This window comes from Pseudomonas sp. Bout1 (assembly GCF_034314165.1).
Lineage (GTDB): Bacteria > Pseudomonadota > Gammaproteobacteria > Pseudomonadales > Pseudomonadaceae > Aquipseudomonas.
Genome location: NZ_JAVIWK010000001.1, coordinates 4,504,763 through 4,526,335, shown reverse-complemented (window position 1 = coordinate 4,526,335; position 21,573 = coordinate 4,504,763). Strand labels below are relative to the sequence as shown.

At 60.7% G+C, this 21,573-nt stretch carries 22 protein-coding genes; 17 read left to right on the top strand and 5 right to left on the bottom strand.

Going from position 1 to position 21,573, the window contains the following annotated elements; all coding sequences use genetic code 11:
- Window positions 1-5: 5 nt before the first annotated feature.
- From urtE to RGV33_RS21115, 8 genes are all read left to right on the top strand, one after another.
- Complete coding sequence (gene urtE, locus RGV33_RS21150; protein ID WP_322145967.1) at window positions 6-695, top strand: urea ABC transporter ATP-binding subunit UrtE; 690 nt, start codon at window positions 6-8, stop codon at window positions 693-695.
- A 183-nt stretch (window positions 696-878) separates the two neighbouring features.
- The gene (gene fmdA, locus RGV33_RS21145; RefSeq protein ID WP_322145966.1) at window positions 879-2,108 is read left to right on the top strand and encodes a formamidase; all 1,230 of its coding nucleotides are present in this window, start codon (window positions 879-881) and stop codon (window positions 2,106-2,108) included.
- 2 nt (window positions 2,109-2,110) lie between these two features.
- Window positions 2,111-2,458: an FmdB family zinc ribbon protein gene (locus tag RGV33_RS21140; RefSeq protein ID WP_322145965.1), complete on the top strand. Its 348-nt coding sequence runs from the start codon at window positions 2,111-2,113 to the stop codon at window positions 2,456-2,458.
- A gap of 15 nt (window positions 2,459-2,473) precedes the next feature.
- Window positions 2,474-3,517, top strand: coding sequence for an aliphatic amidase (locus RGV33_RS21135; RefSeq protein WP_322145964.1), 1,044 nt, complete (start codon window positions 2,474-2,476; stop codon window positions 3,515-3,517).
- 3 nt (window positions 3,518-3,520) lie between these two features.
- Window positions 3,521-4,477, top strand: a complete 957-nt coding sequence (locus tag RGV33_RS21130; RefSeq protein ID WP_322145963.1) for an AAA family ATPase — start codon at window positions 3,521-3,523, stop codon at window positions 4,475-4,477.
- A 49-nt stretch (window positions 4,478-4,526) separates the two neighbouring features.
- Window positions 4,527-5,093: a DUF2239 family protein gene (locus tag RGV33_RS21125; protein ID WP_322145962.1), complete on the top strand. Its 567-nt coding sequence runs from the start codon at window positions 4,527-4,529 to the stop codon at window positions 5,091-5,093.
- Between the two features lie 22 nt (window positions 5,094-5,115).
- Window positions 5,116-6,471, top strand: coding sequence for an MATE family efflux transporter (locus tag RGV33_RS21120; RefSeq protein WP_322145961.1), 1,356 nt, complete (start codon window positions 5,116-5,118; stop codon window positions 6,469-6,471).
- Between the two features lie 181 nt (window positions 6,472-6,652).
- Window positions 6,653-7,663 carry a hypothetical protein gene (locus RGV33_RS21115; RefSeq protein WP_322145960.1) on the top strand — a complete coding sequence of 337 codons (1,011 nt, stop codon included), beginning with the start codon at window positions 6,653-6,655 and terminating at the stop codon, window positions 7,661-7,663.
- 29 nt (window positions 7,664-7,692) lie between these two features.
- Here the strand turns inward: RGV33_RS21115 and RGV33_RS21110 are convergent, their stop codons facing one another.
- Complete coding sequence (locus RGV33_RS21110; RefSeq protein WP_322145959.1) at window positions 7,693-9,087, bottom strand: heavy metal sensor histidine kinase; 1,395 nt, start codon at window positions 9,085-9,087, stop codon at window positions 7,693-7,695.
- Entirely contained in the window at window positions 9,060-9,755 is a 696-nt protein-coding gene (locus tag RGV33_RS21105) for a heavy metal response regulator transcription factor (protein WP_322145958.1), read from the bottom strand. Before RGV33_RS21105 ends, RGV33_RS21110 begins: the two co-directional genes overlap by 28 nt.
- Window positions 9,756-9,959: 204 nt before the next feature.
- Between RGV33_RS21105 and RGV33_RS21100 the strand changes: the two genes are divergently transcribed.
- The 9 genes from RGV33_RS21100 (at window position 9,960) to RGV33_RS21060 (ending at window position 18,270) form a co-directional block, all read left to right on the top strand.
- The gene (locus RGV33_RS21100) at window positions 9,960-10,568 is read left to right on the top strand and encodes a hypothetical protein (protein WP_322145957.1); all 609 of its coding nucleotides are present in this window, start codon (window positions 9,960-9,962) and stop codon (window positions 10,566-10,568) included.
- 77 nt (window positions 10,569-10,645) lie between these two features.
- A complete protein-coding gene (locus RGV33_RS21095) occupies window positions 10,646-11,269 on the top strand; it encodes a cytochrome b/b6 domain-containing protein (RefSeq protein ID WP_322145956.1) in 624 nt (207 codons plus the stop codon).
- Window positions 11,262-12,032, top strand: coding sequence for a molybdopterin-dependent oxidoreductase (locus RGV33_RS21090; protein ID WP_322145955.1), 771 nt, complete (start codon window positions 11,262-11,264; stop codon window positions 12,030-12,032). The genes RGV33_RS21095 and RGV33_RS21090 overlap by 8 nt, the downstream gene beginning before the upstream one ends.
- Before the next feature lie 125 nt (window positions 12,033-12,157).
- The gene (locus RGV33_RS21085) at window positions 12,158-12,658 is read left to right on the top strand and encodes a sigma-70 family RNA polymerase sigma factor (protein WP_322145954.1); all 501 of its coding nucleotides are present in this window, start codon (window positions 12,158-12,160) and stop codon (window positions 12,656-12,658) included.
- Window positions 12,659-12,690: 32 nt separating this feature from the next.
- On the top strand, window positions 12,691-13,665 hold the full coding sequence (locus RGV33_RS21080) for a FecR family protein (protein WP_322148714.1): 975 nt from the start codon (window positions 12,691-12,693) through the stop codon (window positions 13,663-13,665).
- 96 nt (window positions 13,666-13,761) lie between these two features.
- Window positions 13,762-16,167 carry a TonB-dependent siderophore receptor gene (locus tag RGV33_RS21075; RefSeq protein ID WP_322145953.1) on the top strand — a complete coding sequence of 802 codons (2,406 nt, stop codon included), beginning with the start codon at window positions 13,762-13,764 and terminating at the stop codon, window positions 16,165-16,167.
- A gap of 237 nt (window positions 16,168-16,404) precedes the next feature.
- Window positions 16,405-17,340 (top strand): type III secretion protein, encoded by a 936-nt coding sequence (locus RGV33_RS21070; protein ID WP_322145952.1) that lies wholly within the window; start codon window positions 16,405-16,407, stop codon window positions 17,338-17,340.
- Window positions 17,341-17,435: 95 nt separating this feature from the next.
- Complete coding sequence (locus RGV33_RS21065; RefSeq protein ID WP_322145951.1) at window positions 17,436-17,762, top strand: hypothetical protein; 327 nt, start codon at window positions 17,436-17,438, stop codon at window positions 17,760-17,762.
- A gap of 160 nt (window positions 17,763-17,922) precedes the next feature.
- Complete coding sequence (locus RGV33_RS21060; protein WP_322145950.1) at window positions 17,923-18,270, top strand: hypothetical protein; 348 nt, start codon at window positions 17,923-17,925, stop codon at window positions 18,268-18,270.
- Here the strand turns inward: RGV33_RS21060 and RGV33_RS21055 are convergent.
- The 3 genes from RGV33_RS21055 to RGV33_RS21045 form a co-directional block, all read right to left on the bottom strand.
- Complete coding sequence (locus RGV33_RS21055; RefSeq protein ID WP_322145949.1) at window positions 18,257-18,808, bottom strand: hypothetical protein; 552 nt, start codon at window positions 18,806-18,808, stop codon at window positions 18,257-18,259. The genes RGV33_RS21060 and RGV33_RS21055 overlap by 14 nt on opposite strands.
- 69 nt (window positions 18,809-18,877) lie before the next feature.
- Window positions 18,878-20,029 carry an MFS transporter gene (locus RGV33_RS21050; protein ID WP_322145948.1) on the bottom strand — a complete coding sequence of 384 codons (1,152 nt, stop codon included), beginning with the start codon at window positions 20,027-20,029 and terminating at the stop codon, window positions 18,878-18,880.
- Between the two features lie 286 nt (window positions 20,030-20,315).
- Window positions 20,316-21,536: a sugar MFS transporter gene (locus RGV33_RS21045; RefSeq protein WP_322145947.1), complete on the bottom strand. Its 1,221-nt coding sequence runs from the start codon at window positions 21,534-21,536 to the stop codon at window positions 20,316-20,318.
- Window positions 21,537-21,573 lie beyond the last annotated feature (37 nt).

Sequence of the window (21,573 nt, the reverse complement as noted above, 5' to 3'; positions counted from 1 at the left end):
CGGGCATGTTCAAGATCGACAAACTGTCGTGTGGGTACGGGCAGAGCCAGATTCTTCACGACCTGGAGCTGAACGTGGCCAAGCGCGAGATCGTCGCGGTGATGGGCCGCAACGGCATGGGCAAGACCACCTTGTTCAAGAGCCTGATGGGTATTTTGCCGCAGTGGCAAGGGCAGGTCAGTGTGGACGGGCACGATGTGTCGCGCCTTGAAACCCATGAGCGGGTGGAGCGCGGGATTGCCTATGTGCCTCAGGGGCGGATGATTTTCCCCAGCATGAGCGTACTGGAGAATATCCAGACCGGGTTGCCGGCGTCGGCCCGGGGCAAAGTGCCTGAAGACCTGTATGCACTGTTTCCGGTGCTCCATGACATGCGCTCGCGCAAGGGTGGCAACCTGTCGGGCGGCCAGCAACAGCAGTTGGCGATTGCCCGGGCTTTGGCGACGAATCCGAAGGTATTGTTGTTGGATGAGCCGACGGAGGGCATCCAGCCTTCGATCATCAAGGACATCGCGCGCACCTTGAAGGAGATCCGCAATTTGCGGGACTTGACCATTGTGGTGTCGGAGCAGGTGTTGTCGTTTACGTTGGAGATTGCTGATCGGTTTTTGGTAATTGAAAAAGGTCGTTTTGTGATTGAGGAGACTCGGGATCGAGTGGATGAGGCGACCATCAGCCGTTACCTGTCTGTGTGATTTTTTTGGGGTACATATCCGTTATTTGGGTGATGGCTGAAATTGGAACCCTGGGCGGGCGTTACCCAAATAACGGAGATACCCCCCAATCAACCCCAGATACGTCATCCAACGTATTCCCCGTTTCACCCTATTCCCCGGAGACTGGCCCCAACGCCCACGCCATCCCTCGGGAGCACGCAGATGACCGATACGCTGATCAAAGTCGACCTCAACCAACCCGTCACCGAAAACGAGCAGATCCACAACCGTTGGCACCCGGATATCCCGATGGCGTGCTGGGTCAAACCCGGCGATGACTTCATCCTCGAAACCTATGACTGGACCGCCGGCGCCATCAAGAACAATGACGACGCCAGCGACGTGCGCGACGTCGACCTCTCCACCGTGCACTACCTCTCCGGCCCGGTGGGCGTACACGGCGCCGAGCCCGGCGACCTGCTGGTGGTCGACTTGCTCGACATCGGCGCCAAGGCCGAGTCCCAATGGGGCTTCAACGGTTTCTTCTCGCGCCAGAACGGTGGCGGTTTCCTCACCGACCATTTCCCCAGCGCGCAAAAAGCCATCTGGGATTTCAAGGGCATGTTCACCAGTTCCCGGCACATCCCGGGCGTCAACTTCGCCGGCCTGATCCACCCCGGGCTGATCGGTTGCCTGCCCGACCCGGTGATGCTCGCCGACTGGAACCGCCGCGAGCAGGAACTGATCGACACCAACCCGACCCGCGTGCCGCCCCTGGCCAACGCCCCGCTGGCCGCCACCGCACACATGGGCAAACTAAAGGGTTCGGCGCGGGACGACGCGGCCGCCACTGGTGCCCGCACCGTGCCGCCGCGTGAGCATGGCGGTAACTGCGATATCAAGGACTTGTCCCGCGGTTCGAAGATCTACTTCCCGGTGTACGTCAACGGCGCCGGCCTGTCAGTGGGTGACTTGCACTTCAGCCAGGGCGACGGCGAAATCACCTTCTGCGGCGCCATCGAAATGGCCGGCTGGGTGCACATGAAGGTCGAGCTGATCAAGGGCGGTATGGCCAAGTACGGGATCAAGAACCCGGTGTTCAAGCCCAGCCCGATCACCCCGAATTACAAAAACTACCTGATCTTCGAAGGCATCTCCGTCGACGAACAGGGCCAGCAGCACTACCTGGACGTCAACGTTGCTTACCGCCAGGCCTGCCTCAATGCAATCAACTACCTGACCAAGTTCGGCTACTCGCCGGCCCAGGGTTATGCGTTGCTCGGCTCGGCGCCGGTGCAGGGGCATATCAGCGGCGTGGTGGATATTCCCAACGCGTGCGCGACGTTGTGGTTGCCGACGGAAATCTTCGAGTTCGATATCAACCCCAACGCCAACGGTCCCACCAAGTTCCTCGACGGCAGCATCGACCTGCCCATTGCCCCGGACCTGTAGCCATGCCGACCTACGAATATGCGTGTGAGTCCTGCGGTACCTTCACGATGCTGCGGCCCATGGCCCAGCGTCACGCGCCCAGCCAGTGCCCGTACTGCGACAGCCCGGGCGGGCCGTTGCAGTTGTCGGCACCGGCGCTGACCAGCTTGTCGGCCAACCAGCGCAAGGCAATCGCCGGCAACGAACGCAGCGCCCATGCGCCGCAAACCGTCGGTGAGTACAAGGAGTCGCGCAAGCACCCGGCGGGTTGCAGTTGCTGCGGCACCAGCAAGCCGGTGGTGCCGAGCAAGGCCAACCCGTTGGGCCTGAAGACCAAAACCGGGCCGCGGCCCTGGATGATCAGTCACTGACCGAGGAGATTTGCAATGCGCCATGGCGACATATCCAGCAGCCCGGACACGGTCGGCGTTGCTGTCGTGAACTACAAGATGCCGCGCCTGCACAGCAAGGCCGAGGTCATCGATAACGCGAAGAAGATTGCCGAGATCATCGTCGGCATGAAGCAGGGTTTGCCCGGCATGGACCTGGTGGTGTTCCCCGAATACAGCACCATGGGCATCATGTACGACCACGATGAGATGATGGCCACCGCCGCGAGCATCCCCGGCGAGGAGACCGCGATTTTCTCGGCGGCCTGTCGCCAGGCCAACACCTGGGGCGTGTTCTCCCTGACCGGCGAGCGGCACGAAGAACATCCGCACAAGGCGCCGTATAACACTTTGGTGCTGATCAACAACCTCGGCGAGATCGTGCAGCGTTACCGCAAGTGCATTCCGTGGTGCCCGATCGAGGGTTGGTACCCGGGCGATCGCACCTACGTGTGCGACGGGCCCAAGGGCATGAAGATCAGCCTGATCATCTGCGACGACGGCAACTACCCGGAGATCTGGCGCGATTGCGCGATGAAAGGCGCCGAGCTGATCGTGCGCTGCCAGGGCTATATGTACCCGGCCAAGGAGCAGCAGGTGCAGATGTCCAAGAGCATGGCCTGGGCCAATAACTGCTACGTGGCGGTGGCGAACGCGGCGGGGTTCGATGGGGTGTATTCGTACTTCGGGCATTCGGCGATCATCGGTTTTGATGGCCGTACCCTGGGCGAATGTGGCGAGGAAGAAATGGGTATTCAATACGCCCAGCTGTCGGTCTCGCAGATCCGCGATGCGCGGGCCAACGACCAGTCACAGAACCATCTGTTCAAACTGCTACACCGTGGCTACACCGGCATGCATGCCTCGGGCGACGGCGACAAGGGCGTGGCGGACTGCCCGTTCGAGTTCTATCGCACCTGGGTGCTGGATGCGCAAAAGGCCCAGGAGAATGTCGAAGCATTCACCCGCAATACCGTCGGTGTTGCCGAATGCCCGGTGGGGCAATTGCCCCATGGTGGTAAACAAAAAACGGCGGGTTAAGGCATGCGGTTTACCTTTGAACCGGCTCAGGTCATGGCCTTGCTGCGCAGCCGTATCATCGGCCAGGAGGCCGCTCTGGCCCAGGTGGAAGGGTTGCTCAACGTGGTCAAGGCCGACATCGGTGAGCGCGAGCGGCCGTTGAGCGTCAACCTGTTCATGGGGCCTACCGGGGTCGGCAAGACGGAAATCGTGCGCCTGCTGGCCCTGGCTTTGCACGGGCGTACTGATGGTTTTTGCCGTATCGACATGCATACCCTGGCCCAGGAACATTACGCCGCCGCCCTCACCGGAGCGCCGCCGGGTTATGTCGGCAGCAAGGAGGGCATCAGCCTGTTCAACAGCGAACTGATCCAGGGCAGCTACAGCCGCCCCGGCATCGTGTTGTTCGACGAGTTGGAAAAGGCCAGCCAGGAGGTGGTCCGCAGCCTGTTGGGCATTCTGGAAAACGGCCAGCTGACGTTGGCGGGCGGCGCTCGCACGCTGGACTTTCGCAACAGCCTGATCTTCATGACCAGCAATATCGGCGCGCAGCAAGCGCGTCGGCATCGGCAGCGGTTTGCCCCGTTGCGCTGGTGGGGCCGTGGTGAGGCGAGGGTGTTGGAGGACGCCCTGCACAGCCATTTCGAGCCGGAGTTTCTCAATCGCATCGACCGCATCCTGATGTTCGAGCCCATCGATCATCCGTGGCTCGAAGCGTTGCTGGAGGTGGAACTGGGCAAGCTCAATCAACGCCTTGCGGTGCAGCAGCGCTCGTTGGTGCTGGATGAGTCGGCACGGGCCTGGCTGTGTCGCGACCATGACGTACGGTTTGGCGCACGCGCCCTGGGCCGGCGATTGCGGGTGGAGCTTGAACCGGCGATTGCCGAATGCCTGTTGCGTGACCCGGGCGTGCGCAGCATGGCTGCGACAGCCGGGGGTGACCGTGTGCTCGTTTCACGACTTGCGGCTTGCAACCTATGAGATTAAGGCTAATATCACCCGGGTAGAACAATAACGCCCGGGTAAAAACATGAGCTCGCCCCATTTTCCCTGCTGCACTGCCTTCCTTGGCCACCAACGCGTGGCTGCCGGTTTCTATTCTGACGTCGCCGCACACCTGGCCAGCCTCGAACTGTCGGCGGGCAGCCTGTTGGTGTTCGATGACGCCAGCGGTGTTCAAGTCGACCATCCGTGGCCCGCCGGTTATGCGCCCGAACAGCCAATGGTGGCGCAGGCGCAGGTGCCGGCGTCACCGGCTGTAGGGCGACCCAAGCTGGGCGTCGTCGCCCGTGAAGTCACCCTGCTGCCACGGCATTGGGAGTGGCTTGGGCAACAGCGCGGCGGCGCCTCGGCGGCCTTGCGCCGGCTGGTGGATGACGCGCGCAACGCCCATGCCGAGCACGATGAGCGCCGCCAGGCCAAAGAATCCAGCTATCGTTTCATGAGCGCCATCGGCGGCGACCTGCCAGGTTTTGAAGAAGCCTCACGGGCGTTGTTTGCCGAGGACGGCGCTGAATTTTCCAACAAGATTGCGCACTGGCCGGTGGATGTGAAGTTGTACCTGGCCTGGTTGTCACGCAACGCTTTCCCTACCTGATTGCATTGAGATTCGAACCTTCATGGAAGTCACCCAGCAGCGACCGTTATGGCAGATCTACCTGATCTTTCTGGCACCCATGGTGCTATCCAATTTCCTCCAGAGTTTTTCCGGCACGCTGAACGGGATCTACGTCGGGCAAATGCTTGGCACCCAGGCCTTGGCGGCGGTGTCCGGGATGTTCCCCATCGTGTTTTTCTTCATCGCCCTGGTGATCGGCCTGGGGGCGGGCGCCTCGGTGTTGATCGGCCAGGCATGGGGCGCGCAGGAAACCTCGATGGTCAAGTCGATCACCGGCGCCACCCTGACCCTCGGTGCCTTGATCGGAGTGATCGCGGCCGTGTTGGGCAGCGTGTTTGCGCGCCCGGCGATGCAGGCCCTGGGCACGCCGGTGGACGTGCTGGATGACGCAGTAGGCTACGCGCAGATGATGATGTTGATCATGCCGCTGCTGCTGGTGTTCATCCTGTTCACCCAACTGCTGCGGGGCGTGAGCGACACGGTGTCGCCGTTGTTGGCGCTGGTGGTCTCGACCACGGTGGGGCTGGTGCTGACCCCGGCGCTGATCAAGGGCTGGCTGGGCTTGCCGCCGATGGGCATCCAGAGCGCGGTGCTTGCGGGGCTGGTGGGTAATACCCTGGCAATGACCTTCCTGGTGCTGCGCCTGCGCCATAAAAACCACGTGATGGCGCCGGATCGCGAGTTACTGGCGGCGCTGCGGCTGGACCGGGTGATCCTGGGCAAGGTGCTGCGTATTGGATTGCCGACCGGGTTGCAGATGGTGGTGCTGTCGCTGTCGGAGTTGGTGATCCTGGCGCTGGTCAACAGCCACGGTTCCCAGGCAACTGCGGCGTATGGGGCGGTGACGCAGATCGTCAACTATGTGCAGTTTCCGGCGCTGTCGATTGCCATTACCGCATCGATCCTGGGGGCGCAGGCAATCGGGGCCGGGCGGCTGGAACGGATCGGGCCGATCCTGCGCACCGGGTTGCTGATCAACCTGTGCCTGACAGGCGGGTTGATTGTGCTGGGGTATGGGTTGTCGCACTGGCTGCTGGGGTTGTTTATCACCGACGAGGATGCACGGTTCAAGGCCGAGCACCTGCTGCATATCATGCTCTGGAGCATTCTGGTGTTTGGCTTCCAGGCGGTGGTGGGCGGGATCATGCGCGCCAGCGGCGTGGTGCTGGTGCCGGTGGGGATTTCGATCGTTTGCGTATTGGGGGTGGAACTGCCGGTGGCGTACCTGCTCAATGCGCGGTTTGGGCTGGAAGGGGTGTGGATGGCGTTTCCGGTGACCTACCTGGCGATGTTGGGGTTGCAGACGGCGTATTACCGATTGGTGTGGAGGCACAAGCAGATCAAACGGTTGGTGTGACTTTCTTACGGCGTGATGGGCTTTTTCCCTCCGGGAAGCTGCGGCTTTGGAACTGTTTTTGCGCGGATTACCACAGAACAGCGGACCATCTTCCTGCTTGGCAAGGTGGCCTGTCAGGGGGGCGATGCACCTCGGCCCCAGAGGGAATTACAAAACCCAACCTATTGGAGAGTCAGTCTCAATGTCATCAATCAACATGCCGCACATCCAAATGCCCGGATCGAATCAGTACGGTCAGAACACTAATTCTCAACCAGTGTTTAACCCCTATGAGAATGCAAACAATCGAGACATCAGCGCGGCATTTAAAGTCAATGTGGATATTTTTACCGACGAAGAAACCGGGAAACCGACGCAGGCGCGACTTCGCGCAATTGCCAATCGCCCACTGACCGGCAAGTTGGCCGACGACAATATGACGGTGTTGGCCACTGAAATCCTGCGACGCCCTGAGTTGAATAAAACGTTGGTGCCGCAGTATGAGTGGGAAGCCCCTAAAACAGATGAAAAAAAGAAGGATTTGCCGGTAGGGGCGCAGGGCGATGGCCTGGCGCGCCAACGGGTTGAGAACGCTGACAAGGGCACCGGGCAGCCCAACCCCTATGCGGGCAACAGTGGCGCGCAACTTGCCGATTACGCGCTGGCCCGTTTCAGTTCACTGGCAGACGCAGACGGGTTTATCACCGATAAGTCCCTCGCCATAGTCGCCTCCGGGAAACATTCGGACGGTACACCGGCTTCGCAGGCGGAGATCAACCTGGCCAATGCGATTCTGGACAAGGGTGGTTTATTTACCCAGTTCGACAAAGGCGACGGGAAACTCGACGGTAAAATTTCCAGGGACTCGCTCGATCAGTTCATCAACCCGTATGCCAACACGAGTGACCAGGATCTTCTTGACCGCCTGGCGAGCGTCTTCGATGAGCTCATGGCAGCCTTCGGTGACAACCAGGGCAAGTTTGTTGGCTACCACACGCTTGAAGAGGCGGCCGGGCTACGGCCAACCACCCAGGTGTTCAGTCGTGAGGCACAAGCCATAGCCCGTGAGCTCTTCAGCGAGAGGCGGTCCACCCTTGTGCGCAATTTGGACAATGGTGGCAATGGTGGGCGGCCAGACCGGATTTTTCATCAAGCCGACATAAAATCCTTGAAAGGCTCCTTGCCTGCGCCTCCTCTGCTGCAAAATAAATGAAGGTACCCGCCGCCTGGACGGTTGCCGGCTCAGTCAGCGGGGAAGCACAACGAAAAACGAATGGTCCCCGGCGTTGGTTGTTCGACGCTTACCTGACCGCCATGCAGTTGCATGATCGCCGCAACGATTGCGAGGCCAAGGCCGTATGAATCGGAGCTCTGGTGGCGGGACGCATCGCCTCGGTAAAAGCGGTCGAACAACTTGCGCAGGGTTTCATCGGCCAGCACCGGGCCTTGATTTTCCACGTCAATGCGCCACCCGGACCGGGTCGCGGCCACTCGCATCAAAACCTTGCTGCCTTCGTCTGCGTAGCGAATGGCGTTGGCTACCAGGTTGCTCAATGCCCGGCGCAGCAGCAATGGGTCTGCGTTGGCCATGCCATTGCCGACAGCCTGCAGGGTGATCTGGCGCTCCTCTGCCAGGCCTTCGAAGTAGTCGCAGATGCGCTGGATTTCGTCATGCAGCGACAGCGGTTGACGCTCCACCAGCGCCTGCGCTTCGTCGGCCCGTGCAAGGAATAAAATACTCTCGACGATGCGGGAAATACGCTCCAGTTCTTCCAGGTTTGAAGCGAGCAGTGCCTGGTACTCATCCAGGGTGCGTGGCTGGCGCAGTGCAACCTGGAAATGCCCCATCAATGAGCCAAGCGGGGTGCGTATTTCGTGAGCCAGGTCGGCAGAAAACTGTACAAGGCGCTGGTAACCGTTGGCGAGTCGGTCGAGCATGGCGTTGTAGGCGTCACTCAGTTGCTGCAATTCAACCGGCGTGTCTGCGCTGTTCATACGGCTGTCGAGCCGCTGAGGCGTGATGTTCGCCGCGTGTACCGCCATTTTGCGTAACGGGCGCAGGCCGCGGCGCAACAGTAAGTAGCCGAGCACCGCGGTGACCAAAAATGCCAGGCTCACCGCCAGGTAGATGCGCTCGCGAAAGTCCTTGAGCATGGCCATTTCCTTGTCCATGAGGTGCGCGGCGGTGAGCCGAACCTCGCGGCCCTCGGAAGTCGTTTGCACGGTGGCGGCGCGCAGCGGCACGCCGGCGTCGGTCATGGCGCTGCGTAAGTCCTCAACACGCATCGCGGCGTCCGGATTGATCACGGGCAGGTCCGGCAGTACAACACCCAGTGGGTTGACCTTGATCACGGGCTCCTGGCCGGGCTCACCGATGATGAAGATATCGTCTTCACTGTCGAGCATGTTCTTGAAAATTTGCGGGCTGTCGCGCAGCTTGTCCAGGGCGAGCTCGTAGTGCAGCAGCTTGCGGAAGTGGTCCAGGCGTCCCATCACGGCATGGTCGGTGTTCATCAGCACTGACGCCCGCATGGAGGCGTACAGGTAAAAGCCTGCACCGGCCACGGCGAGCATGGCGACCAGCGAGAACGCCAGCGTCGAGCGCAGGGTCAGGGATGGCTGGCGTCGGGGCCACATGACCGTACCTCGCAGACGTAGCCGATGCCGCGCACCGTATGGATCAGTTTGACCGGGTAGGGCAGGTCGACCTTGCTGCGCAGGCGCTTGACAGCGACATCCACCACGTTGGTGTCGCTGTCGAAATTCATGTCCCAGACCTCCGAAGCAATCTGTGCCCGGGACAACACATCGCTTTCCCGGCGCAGGAACAGGTGCAGCAGGGCGAACTCCTTGTTGGTCAATACGATGACTTGCTGCTGGCGGGTGACACGACGGCGGACCAGGTCCAGCTCCAGGTCGGCAAGGTGAAAGTGATCGATTTCCCGGACCACTCCACGGCGCAGGATAGTGCGAATGCGCAACAGCAGTTCGGTGAAAGAGAAGGGTTTTACCAGATAGTCGTCGGCCCCCAGTTCCAGTCCGCGAATGCGGTCGTGCAGTTGGTCGCGGGCCGTCAGGAACAACACCGGGACGTCTTGCCGGGCACGCAACAGTTCGATGATCTGAAAACCGTCGATGCCGGGCAGCATCACGTCCAGCACGATCAGGTCGTAGGCTGTTTCCAGTGCCATGTGCAGGCCGTCGGCGCCGTGCTGAGTCCAGTCGACTTTATAGCCGGACTCGCCAAGGCCCTTTTTCAGGTACTCGCCGGTACTCGCGTCGTCTTCAATCAACAAAATATGCATTCAGGTGTACTCGGCTCTCTCTGCCAGATGGCTACAAGCCTAATATGAAACAAAGTTTAACCAGCTATGGGATTGTCGCGGGTTACATTTTTGTCATTCGTGATGCCGGGGCCGTCGATGACAAAAATGTCATCTGCAGGTCATCGTGATGGCCCGGTTGGGGTTGGAAGATGAACCCACTTAAACCAGTGAGGAATCCCCAACATGAAGCTCAAGAGTGCTCTGTCCACCACGTTTGGTTTATTCATGGTGGGCGCTGCCGCGATTGCCGCCGCGGCGGATATGCCGGTGATCAAGCCGTTGCGCGGCGTGGTCGAAAGTGTCGACAACAACACCCTGACCTTTACCTCCCGCACCGGTGCCCACCAAACCATCGGCCTGACCGACAAGACCGGCATTGTCCGGGTGTCCAAGGCGGATATCGATTCAATCAAGGCCGATAGCTTTGTGGGTTCGGCCGCCACGCCGCAAGCGGACGGCACGCTCAAGGCGCTGGAAGTCACCGTGTTCGAATCCAGCCTCAAGGGCAGCGGTGAGGGCCACTACGGTTGGCAAAATGCCGATGGCACGACGGGCACCATGACCAATGGCACTGTAGGCAAGTTGTCCAATGCCAGCGGCCGCACACTGACCGTCAATTACAAAGGCGGTGAGAAACAGCTGGTCGTGCCCACTGATGTGCCCATTGCTTACGTCGAGCCTGGCAAGGCCGATGAGTTGGTAAAAGGCGCGAAAATTGTGGTGTTCCCTGCACAAGATGGCAGCGCACGCGGGGTTGCGGTTGGTAAGGACGGCTTCCAGCCACCTATGTAAAACGTCGGTACTGTGGCAGCGAGGCCCCCGGGCCTCGTTCCCGCAGGCGCCGCCTCGCCGTTGCAGGAGAGAGCAGCATGAAACGAAAGCGAATCCATCCCTGGCCTGTGCGCCTCACCCATTGGCTGAACGCCATGTGCATGGTGTGTATGTTCATGAGCGGTTGGGCGATCTATAACGCGTCCCCGCTGTTTGCGTTCAGGTTTCCAGTGCAGGTGACGGTGGGTGGCTGGTTGGGCGGCTCGCTGGCCTGGCATTTTGCGTTTATGTGGCTGTTGGTGATCAACGGCCTTGTTTACGTGCTCTACGGGCTGTTCAGCCGCCATTTCCAGCGTGATTTCCTGCCGGTTACCGTCCAGGCGGTCAAGCGTGACCTGAACGATGCACTGCATTTTCGCCTGGCCCATGAGAAGGGCGTCTACAACGCGGTACAGCGCCTGATGTATGGGGTGGTGCTGGCGGCCGGGGCGTTGGTGGTGGTTTCGGGCGTAGCGATCTGGAAGCCGATCCAGTTGCAGAAATTGGTCGCGCTGCTTGGCGGCTATGACAGCGCGCGTTACGTACATTTTGCAGCGATGGCGGCCATTGGCGCGTTTGTCGTGGTGCACCTGGTATTGGTGCTGCTGGTGCCGAAAACCCTGTTGCCCATGATCACAGGTGGCGTACGGCCAATTGAAAAGGGGAGCTTCGATCATGAATGAACCCAAAAAAACCACGATTCAGCGCATCAGGCTCGAGCCCGCCCAGCAGCTTCAGCTGGAAAGTATCCAGCGTCGGCACTTTTTGCGCGGCGGCCTGACCGTCGGCGCCATGGCAATGCTCACCGGCTGCAATTTGCAGGACGGCGACCAGGTAGACAAAGTGTTATGGGCCATGTCGCGCTGGAACGACCGGGTCCAGGCCTGGCTGTTCAGTGGGCAGACACTGGCACCGACCTTCAGCAAGGCGCAAATGACCACGCCATTTCCCTTCAACGCGTTCTACGGCGAGGACGACATACCCGAAGTCGATCTGTCGAGTTATTCGCTGGCCGTGTCTGGCCTGGTTCGAGACAAAGCACCCTGGACCCTGCAAGGGTTGCGCACGCTACCGCAACGAACCGACATCACGCGCTTGGTCTGCGTGGAAGGCTGGAGCGCTATCGGGCAGTGGGGCGGCGTGCCGCTCAGGACCTTTCTGGAACACATCGGCGCAGACACTACCGCCAAGTATGTGGGCTTCAAGTGTGCCGACCGTTATTACTCCAGCCTGGACATGCCCACCGCACTCCACCCGCAAACCCTGTTGGCGCTGGACTACGGTGAAGTTGCACTGCCTGCGGAGTATGGGTATCCGCTGCGCGTGCGCGTGCCCACCAAGCTGGGCTTCAAGAACCCCAAGCATGTGGTCGAGGTTTTCATTGGCAATGACAACCCCGGGGGCTACTGGGAAGACCAAGGCTACAACTGGTTCAGCGGGATCTGAACGCTTGACTCCACACCTGCCGCAGGCGCGGAGCCGGTCACACCTGGCCTCGGGCGACGGGAAGCAATTGCCCTGCTTAATAGGAAGCATTACTATTCACGCCCCGCCTCCCCAGTGCTCCCCCGATGACTCCTCAGCCGCCCCGCAGAACAGGCTTTTTCGAGCACTACGAAGAGTTGATCGGAACCTGGACGCGCCGCCTGAGAAACCGCCAGCAGGCCGAGGACCTGGCCCACGACACCTTTGTGCGGGTGCTTGAGTCCACGTCCACCACCGTTGCGCAACCTCGCGCCTACCTGCATCAAACGGCGCGCAATATCGCGGTTGACGCTTATCGCCGCGAAGACCGTCGGGAGGCGATGGCCCTGGAAGCGTTTGATCAGAGTTCGCCGCACAGTGGCGACCCGGAGCATTTCATGCACGCGATCCAGCTGGCGGACTCCATCGAGCGGGCCTTGGCCGAGCTGCCGCTCAATTGCCGCAAGATTTTTATCTGGCAGAAAATCGAAGGCCTGACCCAACAGGAAATCGCCGAGCGCCTGGGCCTGTCTAAAAACATGGTGGAAAAGTATATGATCCGCACCCTGCGGCATCTACGTGACCGCCTGGACGCGATGGCCCCATGACCAATGCCCGGTTTGAAACAGGATCTTCCATGATGGATACCCGTGAGTGTGCCTGCGGCAGTGCCACGGCCCGCGATGAGGCGGCGCAGTGGTTTGTGCGTGTGCAGGACAGCCCGTTGAGCGCCGAAGAACGCGAGCGTTTTGACGCCTGGCGTGCCGAGCATGCCGAACACCAATACGAATTTGATGTGCTGCAAGGGGTGTGGAGCGCCACCGACCTGTTGCCCAAGGCGCGCTTGCAGGCGTTGTGTGATTCCCCCGCGCCACGGGCAAAGCGCCGGCCCGTGCTGCGGTATGCGGTGGCGGCGAGTGTGCTGGCGGTGGCCTTGGGCCTGGGTTTGTTCAGTGGCCTGGACCATCCGGCGGCGTACAGCGCCGAGTTCCGCACGGCGCTGGGGGAGCGCCGGCAGGTGGCATTGCCCGACGGGTCGCTGATGGATTTGAACAGCCGCAGCGTGGTGGCGGTGCACTACGAAAAAGGCCGGCGCGGCATCGAACTCAAGCAGGGCGAGGCGATGTTCAGCGTCGAGCACGACGCCAGCCGTCCCTTTGTGGTGGCGGCCGGGGCAGGGCAGGTGACGGTTACCGGTACGCGCTTTGATGTGCGCCGCGATGAAGACCAGACCCGCGTGGTGGTCGAGGCCGGTACGGTCAAGGTGCAAGGGCGCTCACCGGATGAAATCGTAATGCTCACGGCCGGCCTCGGCACTCATGTGGATGCCCGGGGCCAGGTGGCAACGGCCTACGCCGTCAACCCCGCAGAGTTGACCGCCTGGCGCACTGGCAAACTGGTGTTCAACAACGCCACCCTCGGCGAAGTGGCCCGGGAAGTCTCGCGGTACCGCGAGCAACCGTTGCGGGTCAGTGCACCGGCGGTGAGCAACCTGCGATTGACCAGCGTGTTCAAGTCCACCGACACCGACGCCTTGCTCAAGGCCTTGCCGCACATCCTTCCGGTGGCCTTGCGCACCCTGCCTGACGGTAGCCAGGAAATAATTTCACGATAGATTCAGGTTTTTTCCGAGTTCTTCGTCTTCTTGTGCAACTGCAACTGGTTTGCATTAACAGCCGCACTCTCTTGCGATCACAGGACTCCGTTCGACGTGAAAAAACTCGCCGTGAAAAACAATAAATCATCCCGCTGGGCACCTCTTGCGCTGGCATTGGCGGTAAGCGCCGCGATGCCTTCGGCGTTTGCCGACGATGGCATTCATATCAAGGCCCAGTCTTTGGGTTCGGCCCTGAGCCAGTTGGGCCAGCAAACGTCCCTGCAAGTGTTCTTCAGCCCCGACATGGTGGCCGGCAAACAAGCCCCGGCCGTGGACGGCAACCTGTCGCCCGAACAGGCCCTGCGCCAATTGCTGCAAGGCAGCGGCCTGGATTACCAGATTGATGCGGGCTCCGTGACCTTGCACCCACTGACCAAAGGCACCGGCGAAGCAGGTTCCCCGCTGGAACTAGGTGCTACCGACATTAAGGTAGTGGGTGACTGGCTGAGTGACGCGAACGCCGAAGTGGTGCAAAACCACCCGGGTGCGCGCACTGTAGTGCGCCGCGAAGCCATGGTGGAGCAGGGCGCGATGAACGTCGGTGACGTGCTGCGCCGGGTTCCGGGTGTGCAGGTACAGGAAGCCAACGGTACGGGCGGCAGTGATGTGTCGCTCAACGTCGGCGTGCGTGGCCTGACCTCGCGCCTGTCGCCGCGCTCCACCGTGCTGATCGATGGCGTGCCGGCGGCGTTTGCCCCTTACGGCCAGCCACAGTTGTCGATGGCGCCGATTTCCGCGGGCAACCTGGACAGCATTGACGTGGTGCGCGGCGCCGGTTCGGTGCGTTATGGGCCACAAAACGTCGGCGGTGTAATCAACTTTGTGACCCGCGCCATTCCCGAGAAATTCTCCGGTGAAGTCGGCACCACCCTGGAAACTGCGGCCCACGGCGGCTGGAAGCACATCGAAAACGCCTTTATTGGTGGCACCGCTGACAACGGCATTGGCGCAGCGCTGTTGTATTCGGGCACCAAGGGTGACGGCTACCGCGACCGCAACAATTCCAATGACATTGACGATGTGCTGTTGAAGACTCACTGGGCACCGACCGACCAAGACGATTTCTCCCTCAACTTCCACTACTACGACGCCACCGCCGACATGCCGGGCGGCCTGACCCAGAAGCAGTTCAACGCCAACCCGTACCAGTCGGTGCGTGACTGGGACGACTTCACGGGCCGCCGCAAGGACGTGTCCTTCAAGTACATCCGCCAAATCAGCGACCGCACCCAGGCCGAAGTGCTGACGTACTACACCGACAGCTTCCGTGGCAGCCACATCGCCAACCGCGACCTCAAGACCCTGGGTGTCTACCCGCGCAGTTACTACACCTTTGGCATCGAGCCACGGGTGTCCACGGTATTCGACCTGGGCCCCACCACCCAGGAAGTGGGCGTGGGTTATCGCTACCTCAAGGAGGGCATGCATGAGCAGGCCAGCAGCCTGGCACTGGTCAACAACGTGCCGACGCCGGTTGGCCAGAACGACGGCCACGTCTACCAGGACCGCACCGGCGGCACCGAGGCCAATGCGTTCTACATCGATGACAAGATCGACGTGGGCAAGTGGACGATTACCCCGGGCATCCGTTTTGAGCGGATCAACACGCACCTGCATGATCGCCCGGTCGTCGCCTTGAATGGCCAGCGTGTGCTGGAGAAAAACCGCAAGGTCAACAGCAACGAGCCATTGCCGGCCCTGAGCGTGATGTACCACGTGTCGGATGCCTGGAAACTGTTCGCCAACTACGAAACGTCTTTCGGCAGCCAGCAATATGCCCAGGTGATCCAGGGTGGCAACGGTGACCAGACCGCCAACGGCCTGACCCCGGAAAAAGCCAAGACCTATGAAATAGGCACCCGTTACAACAACAACGTGTGGGGCGCCGAGGTCACTCTGTTCTACATCGACTTTACCGACGAACTGCAATACGTCAGCAACGATGTGGGCTGGACCAACCTGGGCGCCACCAAGCACCAGGGGATCGAGACCTCGGCCCATTACGACCTGTCGAACCTCGACCCGCGCCTCGACGGTCTCACCGCCAACGCAGGCTTTACCTACACCAAGGCCACCTCGGAAGGTGATGTAGCCTTCAAGGGCCGTGACCTGCCGCTGTACTCCCGTGAAGTGGCGACGGCAGGCCTGCGCTACGACATCAACCACTGGACCCACAACCTGGACGTCTACGCCCAGTCCGGCCAGCGCGCGCCCGGCACCGGCACCACTTACGTTACCCAGGGCACGGCCGATGGCCAATACGGTGATATCCCGGGCTACGTTTCGGTCAACGTACGCAGCGGATATGACTTTGGCGCGCAACTGTCGAACCTGAAGCTGGGCGTAGGGGTTAAAAACGTGTTCAACCAGGAGCACTACACCCGCTCCAGCGACAACAACGCGGGGCTTTACCTGGGCGCGCCGCGCACGTTTTTCGTGCAGGCCAGCGTAGGATTTTGATGGGTGGTTGATGTGAGCTGATCCCAGGCATCGGCACACCGATGTGGCGAGGAGGGCAAGCCTTCTCGCCTCAGCCTTTCTTCCTACTCTTTTTCGAGCGATTTCTGCGTCTGCAGGAACTGAATTCGACCCGTTCGCCACACAAGGAGGTGCCCACTTTCCAGGGGATACCTTGCATCGCCGAGGTGCCTTTGATCCGGGAGTGAATCGTGTCAATACGCCGAACTGGAGATGCAGATGTCGGTACCCGTGCTCAATCAATCCGTTGCCAATTCCCCCAATAATCCCGCGCAGCCCCCGGCTGATACCGTCACGTTGACGCTGGCACGCTCACCTTCCGGGCAAGAATCGGTCTCCGTCAGTTTCGGCGCGCCGGAGAATAAAACCGGCCCGATGTTCGCAAACTCGCCGATGCACAGCCCCATGGAGCCGCGCGGTTCATCTACTGCGTCAAACGCCAACAGCCTTCCGGGCGGCCTGATGGGGCAGTTGCAGGCACTGTTTGACCGCATCAAGGCGCTGTTCAATGGCCGGCCCGATCCCGCCCGGCCAACGCCCGGGTATTGCCGCCCGACTCCTGCCAAGCCCTCGCCCGGCTACGGCCGCCCGGACCCACATTATTCGAGGCGCAGCAACGATCAACTGGGGGAGTTGCTCAAGGACAACTTCAACGCATTCAAGGCGCCAGGCAGGTCCCATGTCACGAAACAAAGCCTGGAAGACATGGCCGGCAAGCGGTTGACCGGTAACGAGGCCAATGACCAGAACATTCTTTTGGCCCGGGAACTGCTGCGACGTCCCGAGGTAATACAAGCTTTTGATCGAAGCGGTGGAACCGGCAACCTGGATGGTCGAATCACCCGGCAGGACCTCGATGCCGTACTCAGCTCCGACAACCCGTTGAAGTACCAGAGCGACAAACAGATCGCCGAACAGATGTTGAATGACTTCAATGGCCTGAAGGGCGGTTTCTGGAGAAAGTCCTTCAGTATCAGCGATCTGCGACGCTTGGCCGCGGCGCCTTTGTCGGGGAACCCAAAGCAGGACCAACTCATCCAGTTGGCACGGGAAGTCACCCAGCGCTCCAGCCTGTTGGAAGCAATGGACAAGGGTAGCAGCGGACACGCCAACGGCAAAATCAGCAAGCACGCCCTGCGCTGGTTGTCTCGCTAAACCCGTTTGGACCTGATCACGCCGCGACTGCATCGTGGCGTGATTTACCGTGTTGATGAATTTGCTGCTTCTATATCCTGCGCCAAGGTTTAGACATGGCCTCAATTTCGTTTGGCCCCCCCAATGCCTGCCCCAAGCCTGCCTGTGGTGCGCCGCCGGGCAGCGTCGCTGTATCCAAGGGCAATAACCGCGTGGAGGGTGCCGAAGCCCGTCGCGTGAAGAACTTTACCGGGCAGCACACGTTTCAGGTCCCCGCTGCTGACGATTTCATCAAAGGCATGTTGCCCCACGGGCAGTTGCCTGCCACGCAAGCTTCTGCGGTGCGCCAGTTTTGCAGCGTGGTGGGGTCTATGGTCAGTGCGATAAAAAGCCTTTGGCAGGTGAAGAAACCGAGCTGTCCAGCGGCGCGGAAACCTGACTGATCCAGGGATTTTTACATGTTGTCATGGGAACGCTTCGCGAGTGCGGAACCATTGCCGTCGGGGCACCACACACTTTTGGCTTGTTAATCGCGCGAGCGAAACGGCCGTTACCGATGTGATGACCAGGCAAGCGTGGATCTAAAATTGGTGGAGATGAATCATGAGAATTGATCGCGGGTCAGGCTACTTGCAGCCCGGTGGTACGGGCCGATTTGAGGTGACACCGGATGAGGGCGTGCGTACCGCGCAGGTGGCTTCAAATGAACCGGTTGATGCTTGCCGGCAAGCCAATCATCAACCGGGCGCCACGGCTTTTAGGTCTTCCGGTTACAGGCCACCGTTGCGCGGTGAAAATCACTGGAGGAGTTTGCTCAACCATTTGCCGCTCCAGAACGATGCTGTCAACCACTCCCGGCGGTCCAACCCCTACATTGACTTTCCGGACAGCGAGTTGTTGAAAGCGGTGAGCAGCCAATTTCCCATGCTGAAAAAACTCAATGAGAAGTGACGGGCTGATGCTGTCCTCGCTGCAGCGAATCGCCGGCAAAAAGCTCGGCGTAAACCCGCAAGCCGATAGCGCCATCCTGCTGGCCAAGGCGCTTGTGCAGCGCCCGCGGCTGATCGATGCGATCACCGACAAGGACGGCAATATCACCAGCGAAGGCCTTTCGAGGGCCCAGAGTGTGGTGTTCGGCAACAGCGACCCGGGTGCGTTCAGCCCGGATCCTTTCCACGCCAAGAGCAACGCCGAGCTCATTGAAGTGTTCAAGGCGATGTTTACCCAATTGCGTGACAGGAGCCGGGACCGCAAGGGGTTCTTTGAACACATCGGCTACGTCAACATCGAGGTGCTGGTTAACATGAGCAAAGACCCGGACGAACTCGACAGCCGGAGCGAACCGGTGCTCGACCCCGCCACGGGGCTGGCGCGCAAAAAGTACGATGAACAGCAGGTATATCTGGCGAAGAATATCGTGGACAGACCCGGGTTGTTGCAATCCCTGCAAGCCGCCCATGGCAGCGGGCGGCGGATCTTTGGCAGCCATTACCAGGAGGGCTGGCTCAGTAGCAAAACCCTCGATCGCTGGCTTGAACTCAAAAAACCCGGTAAGGCCTCATACCCGAAGTATTTTGCCGCTGATCGCCACGCCGATCAGCATCACGGCGATGAGTACAAAGGCCGTACTCAGGCTGCTGCCGTGGGCAATAAAGCCGATCACCGCCGGGCCGGCGAGAATGCCGGTGTAACCCAGCGTGGTGATGGCCGGCACGGCAATGTGTTCCGGCATGACGGTCTGCTTGCCCACGGCGGTGTACAGCACCGGTACGATGTTCGAACACCCGGCACCTACCAGTGCATACCCCAGCAGGGCAGTTTCCCAGGCAGGCAATAGCGTGGCCAGCAACATACCGGCGGCCGCGAGTGCGCCGCCGAATACAATCACCCGGGTTGCGCCCAGGCGGCGAACAATCCCGTCGCCGGTCAGGCGCCCGACCGTCATCGTCAAGGCAAATGCGGCGTAGCCAAGGCCTGCATAGGCTTCGTCAAGGCCGCGCTCGGCACTCAAAAACACCGCGCTCCAGTCCAGCACGGCGCCTTCGGCGAGAAACACGATGCAGCACAGGCAGCCGATAAACAGCACCACCCCATGGGGCACGGCAAACGCCGGCCCTGAGCTTTCACTGCCATAGGGCAGCAAGTGCGGCCCGGCCTTGAGCAAGGCCAGCGCGATAATGACGACGACGGCAAAGGTCGCCTGCAATGGCGACCAGCCCAACCCCAGCAGCCCGCTGACACCCGCCGCACCGACGATCCCGCCCAAGCTGAATAACCCGTGGAAGCCCGACATCATGGTCTTGCCGCTGGCGCGTTCGACCATCACCGCTTGCAGGTTGACGGTGGAGTCCACCGTGCCCAGGCCGGCCCCGAACACAAACAGCGCGGCCATCAGCAACGGAATCGAGGTGACAGTGGCCAGCATCGGCAGGCCCAGGCAAATCAGGATCGTCCCGCCGGTGGCCACGCGCCGGATACCGTGGCGCGAGGCCAGGGCCCCAGCGACCGGCATCGCGATCATCGACCCCACCCCCAGGCACAGCAGCAACAGGCCGAGGGTGCCTTCATTGAGTTGGGCGCGGGCCTTGGCATACGGCACCAGCGGGGCCCAGGCGGCGATGCCGAAACCTGCGATAAAAAACGCGATGCGGGTCGACATTTGTTCCAGCCGCCCGGGTACCACGGGCGCTGGGGTGCTGATGGCGGTCATGACAAATCCTTGGTTTTGCGTTCAACGAACGATGTGCAGCGCAACATCCTTGCACATCAGGCCGTATCGAGCGAGCCAGGTTCCCTTGGCGTGCCTGCCGTCGTCTGCATTTTTTCCATGACCATGGAACGCTATTGCCCTTTTGGGCCACTACCAGCTTGTAGGGCAAATAGTGGTTTGATGTACGAGGTGGTCTGGAAGGTGCGTAATCCCTGCAAGAACTGGCGAACCCCGGGCTTCTTGCGGTGGATTACCACCTTCCAGGCCGACCCTCTCACTCACTGTTTTATGGATGGCGCAAACGGCTACGGGCATACACCGCCACAATCACGAAACACCCCATAGGCAACAGGTAAGCCAGCGCAACCGTGCTGTTATCCGCCACCTTACCCATCAAGTAGGGCATCAGCGCGCCGCCGACAATCGCCATGATCATGAACGAACTGCCGCGTTTGGTGTGCGGCCCAAGGTTTTTCACGCCCATGGCGAACAGCGTCGGGAACATGATCGACATGAAGAAGAACACCGCGATCAGCGCGATCACCGAGATACCCTCTAACCCGACCACCACCAGCGCGCACAACCCGATATTGATCAGCGCATACATCAGCAGCAGTTTCTGCGCGCTGACCCGTCCCATCAGCCAGGTGCTGAAAAAACGCCCGAACATAAAGGCCAGCATCGCGATCGACAGCAGGTAGGCCGCTTGCTGATTGCCCATCTGCGCCCAGTGCTCGGTGACATAGTTGATGAAAAATGCACCGACCCCGACCTGGGCCGCCACGTAGAAAAACTGCGTGATCACCCCTCCGACGAATTCCGGGTACTGCCACAAGCCCTTGCCGGCCACAGGTTGCAGTGCCTGCTCCTGGGCACGCAAATCCGGCAACGGCGTGCGGGCGATCAACAGCGCCACCAGCAACACCAAAACGGCAATCACCACATAGGTGGTTTGTAACGAACTCATGTCCGAGGCCGGTGTGCTGCTGGCGCTGAAAAACATCGCGCCGCCAATCAGCGGGCCGAAGAACTGGCCAAGGCCGTTAAACGATTGCGCCAGGTTCAACCGCCGCTCGGCGCCCTGAGGTTCGCCCAGCACGGTGGCATACGGGTTGGCAGCGGTTTCCAGGCAACCCAGGCCGCAGGCGATGACGAACAGCGCGAACAGGAAGAACGGAAAACTCGCCGCCGCTGCCGCCGGCATGAACAGCAACGCGCCCGCCGCATACAGGCACAGGCCCAGCAGGATCCCGGCCTTGTAGCCATGGCGGTCCATCAGCAACCCCGCCGGTAGGGCGATCAGGAAATACGCGCCGAAATACGCGCTTTGCAGCAGCCCGGACTGGGCCTTGCTGACGTGCAACACTTCCTGGAAGTGCTTGTTCAGGACGTCCAGCAAACCGTAGGACAAGCCCCACAGGAAGAACAGACTGGTCACCAGCATCAGTGCCCAACGATAAGTCGGCACGGCGCGGGTGCCTGGCAGGTGTGTGTCTTTGCTTAACATGACGCTTCTCCTGTTGTTTTTATGGGATCAAGGCGTG

Coding starts and splice junctions, on each gene's coding strand:
- urtE (WP_322145967.1), top strand. CDS start 6: ATGTTCAAGATCGACAAACTGTCGTGTGGGTACGGGCAGAGCCAGATT.
- fmdA (WP_322145966.1), top strand. CDS start 879: ATGACCGATACGCTGATCAAAGTCGACCTCAACCAACCCGTCACCGAA.
- RGV33_RS21140 (WP_322145965.1), top strand. CDS start 2,111: ATGCCGACCTACGAATATGCGTGTGAGTCCTGCGGTACCTTCACGATG.
- RGV33_RS21135 (WP_322145964.1), top strand. CDS start 2,474: ATGCGCCATGGCGACATATCCAGCAGCCCGGACACGGTCGGCGTTGCT.
- RGV33_RS21130 (WP_322145963.1), top strand. CDS start 3,521: ATGCGGTTTACCTTTGAACCGGCTCAGGTCATGGCCTTGCTGCGCAGC.
- RGV33_RS21125 (WP_322145962.1), top strand. CDS start 4,527: ATGAGCTCGCCCCATTTTCCCTGCTGCACTGCCTTCCTTGGCCACCAA.
- RGV33_RS21120 (WP_322145961.1), top strand. CDS start 5,116: ATGGAAGTCACCCAGCAGCGACCGTTATGGCAGATCTACCTGATCTTT.
- RGV33_RS21115 (WP_322145960.1), top strand. CDS start 6,653: ATGTCATCAATCAACATGCCGCACATCCAAATGCCCGGATCGAATCAG.
- RGV33_RS21110 (WP_322145959.1), bottom strand. CDS start 9,087: ATGTGGCCCCGACGCCAGCCATCCCTGACCCTGCGCTCGACGCTGGCG.
- RGV33_RS21105 (WP_322145958.1), bottom strand. CDS start 9,755: ATGCATATTTTGTTGATTGAAGACGACGCGAGTACCGGCGAGTACCTG.
- RGV33_RS21100 (WP_322145957.1), top strand. CDS start 9,960: ATGAAGCTCAAGAGTGCTCTGTCCACCACGTTTGGTTTATTCATGGTG.
- RGV33_RS21095 (WP_322145956.1), top strand. CDS start 10,646: ATGAAACGAAAGCGAATCCATCCCTGGCCTGTGCGCCTCACCCATTGG.
- RGV33_RS21090 (WP_322145955.1), top strand. CDS start 11,262: ATGAATGAACCCAAAAAAACCACGATTCAGCGCATCAGGCTCGAGCCC.
- RGV33_RS21085 (WP_322145954.1), top strand. CDS start 12,158: ATGACTCCTCAGCCGCCCCGCAGAACAGGCTTTTTCGAGCACTACGAA.
- RGV33_RS21080 (WP_322148714.1), top strand. CDS start 12,691: ATGGATACCCGTGAGTGTGCCTGCGGCAGTGCCACGGCCCGCGATGAG.
- RGV33_RS21070 (WP_322145952.1), top strand. CDS start 16,405: ATGTCGGTACCCGTGCTCAATCAATCCGTTGCCAATTCCCCCAATAAT.
- RGV33_RS21065 (WP_322145951.1), top strand. CDS start 17,436: ATGGCCTCAATTTCGTTTGGCCCCCCCAATGCCTGCCCCAAGCCTGCC.
- RGV33_RS21060 (WP_322145950.1), top strand. CDS start 17,923: ATGAGAATTGATCGCGGGTCAGGCTACTTGCAGCCCGGTGGTACGGGC.
- RGV33_RS21055 (WP_322145949.1), bottom strand. CDS start 18,808: ATGGCTGCCAAAGATCCGCCGCCCGCTGCCATGGGCGGCTTGCAGGGA.
- RGV33_RS21050 (WP_322145948.1), bottom strand. CDS start 20,029: ATGACCGCCATCAGCACCCCAGCGCCCGTGGTACCCGGGCGGCTGGAA.
- RGV33_RS21045 (WP_322145947.1), bottom strand. CDS start 21,536: ATGTTAAGCAAAGACACACACCTGCCAGGCACCCGCGCCGTGCCGACT.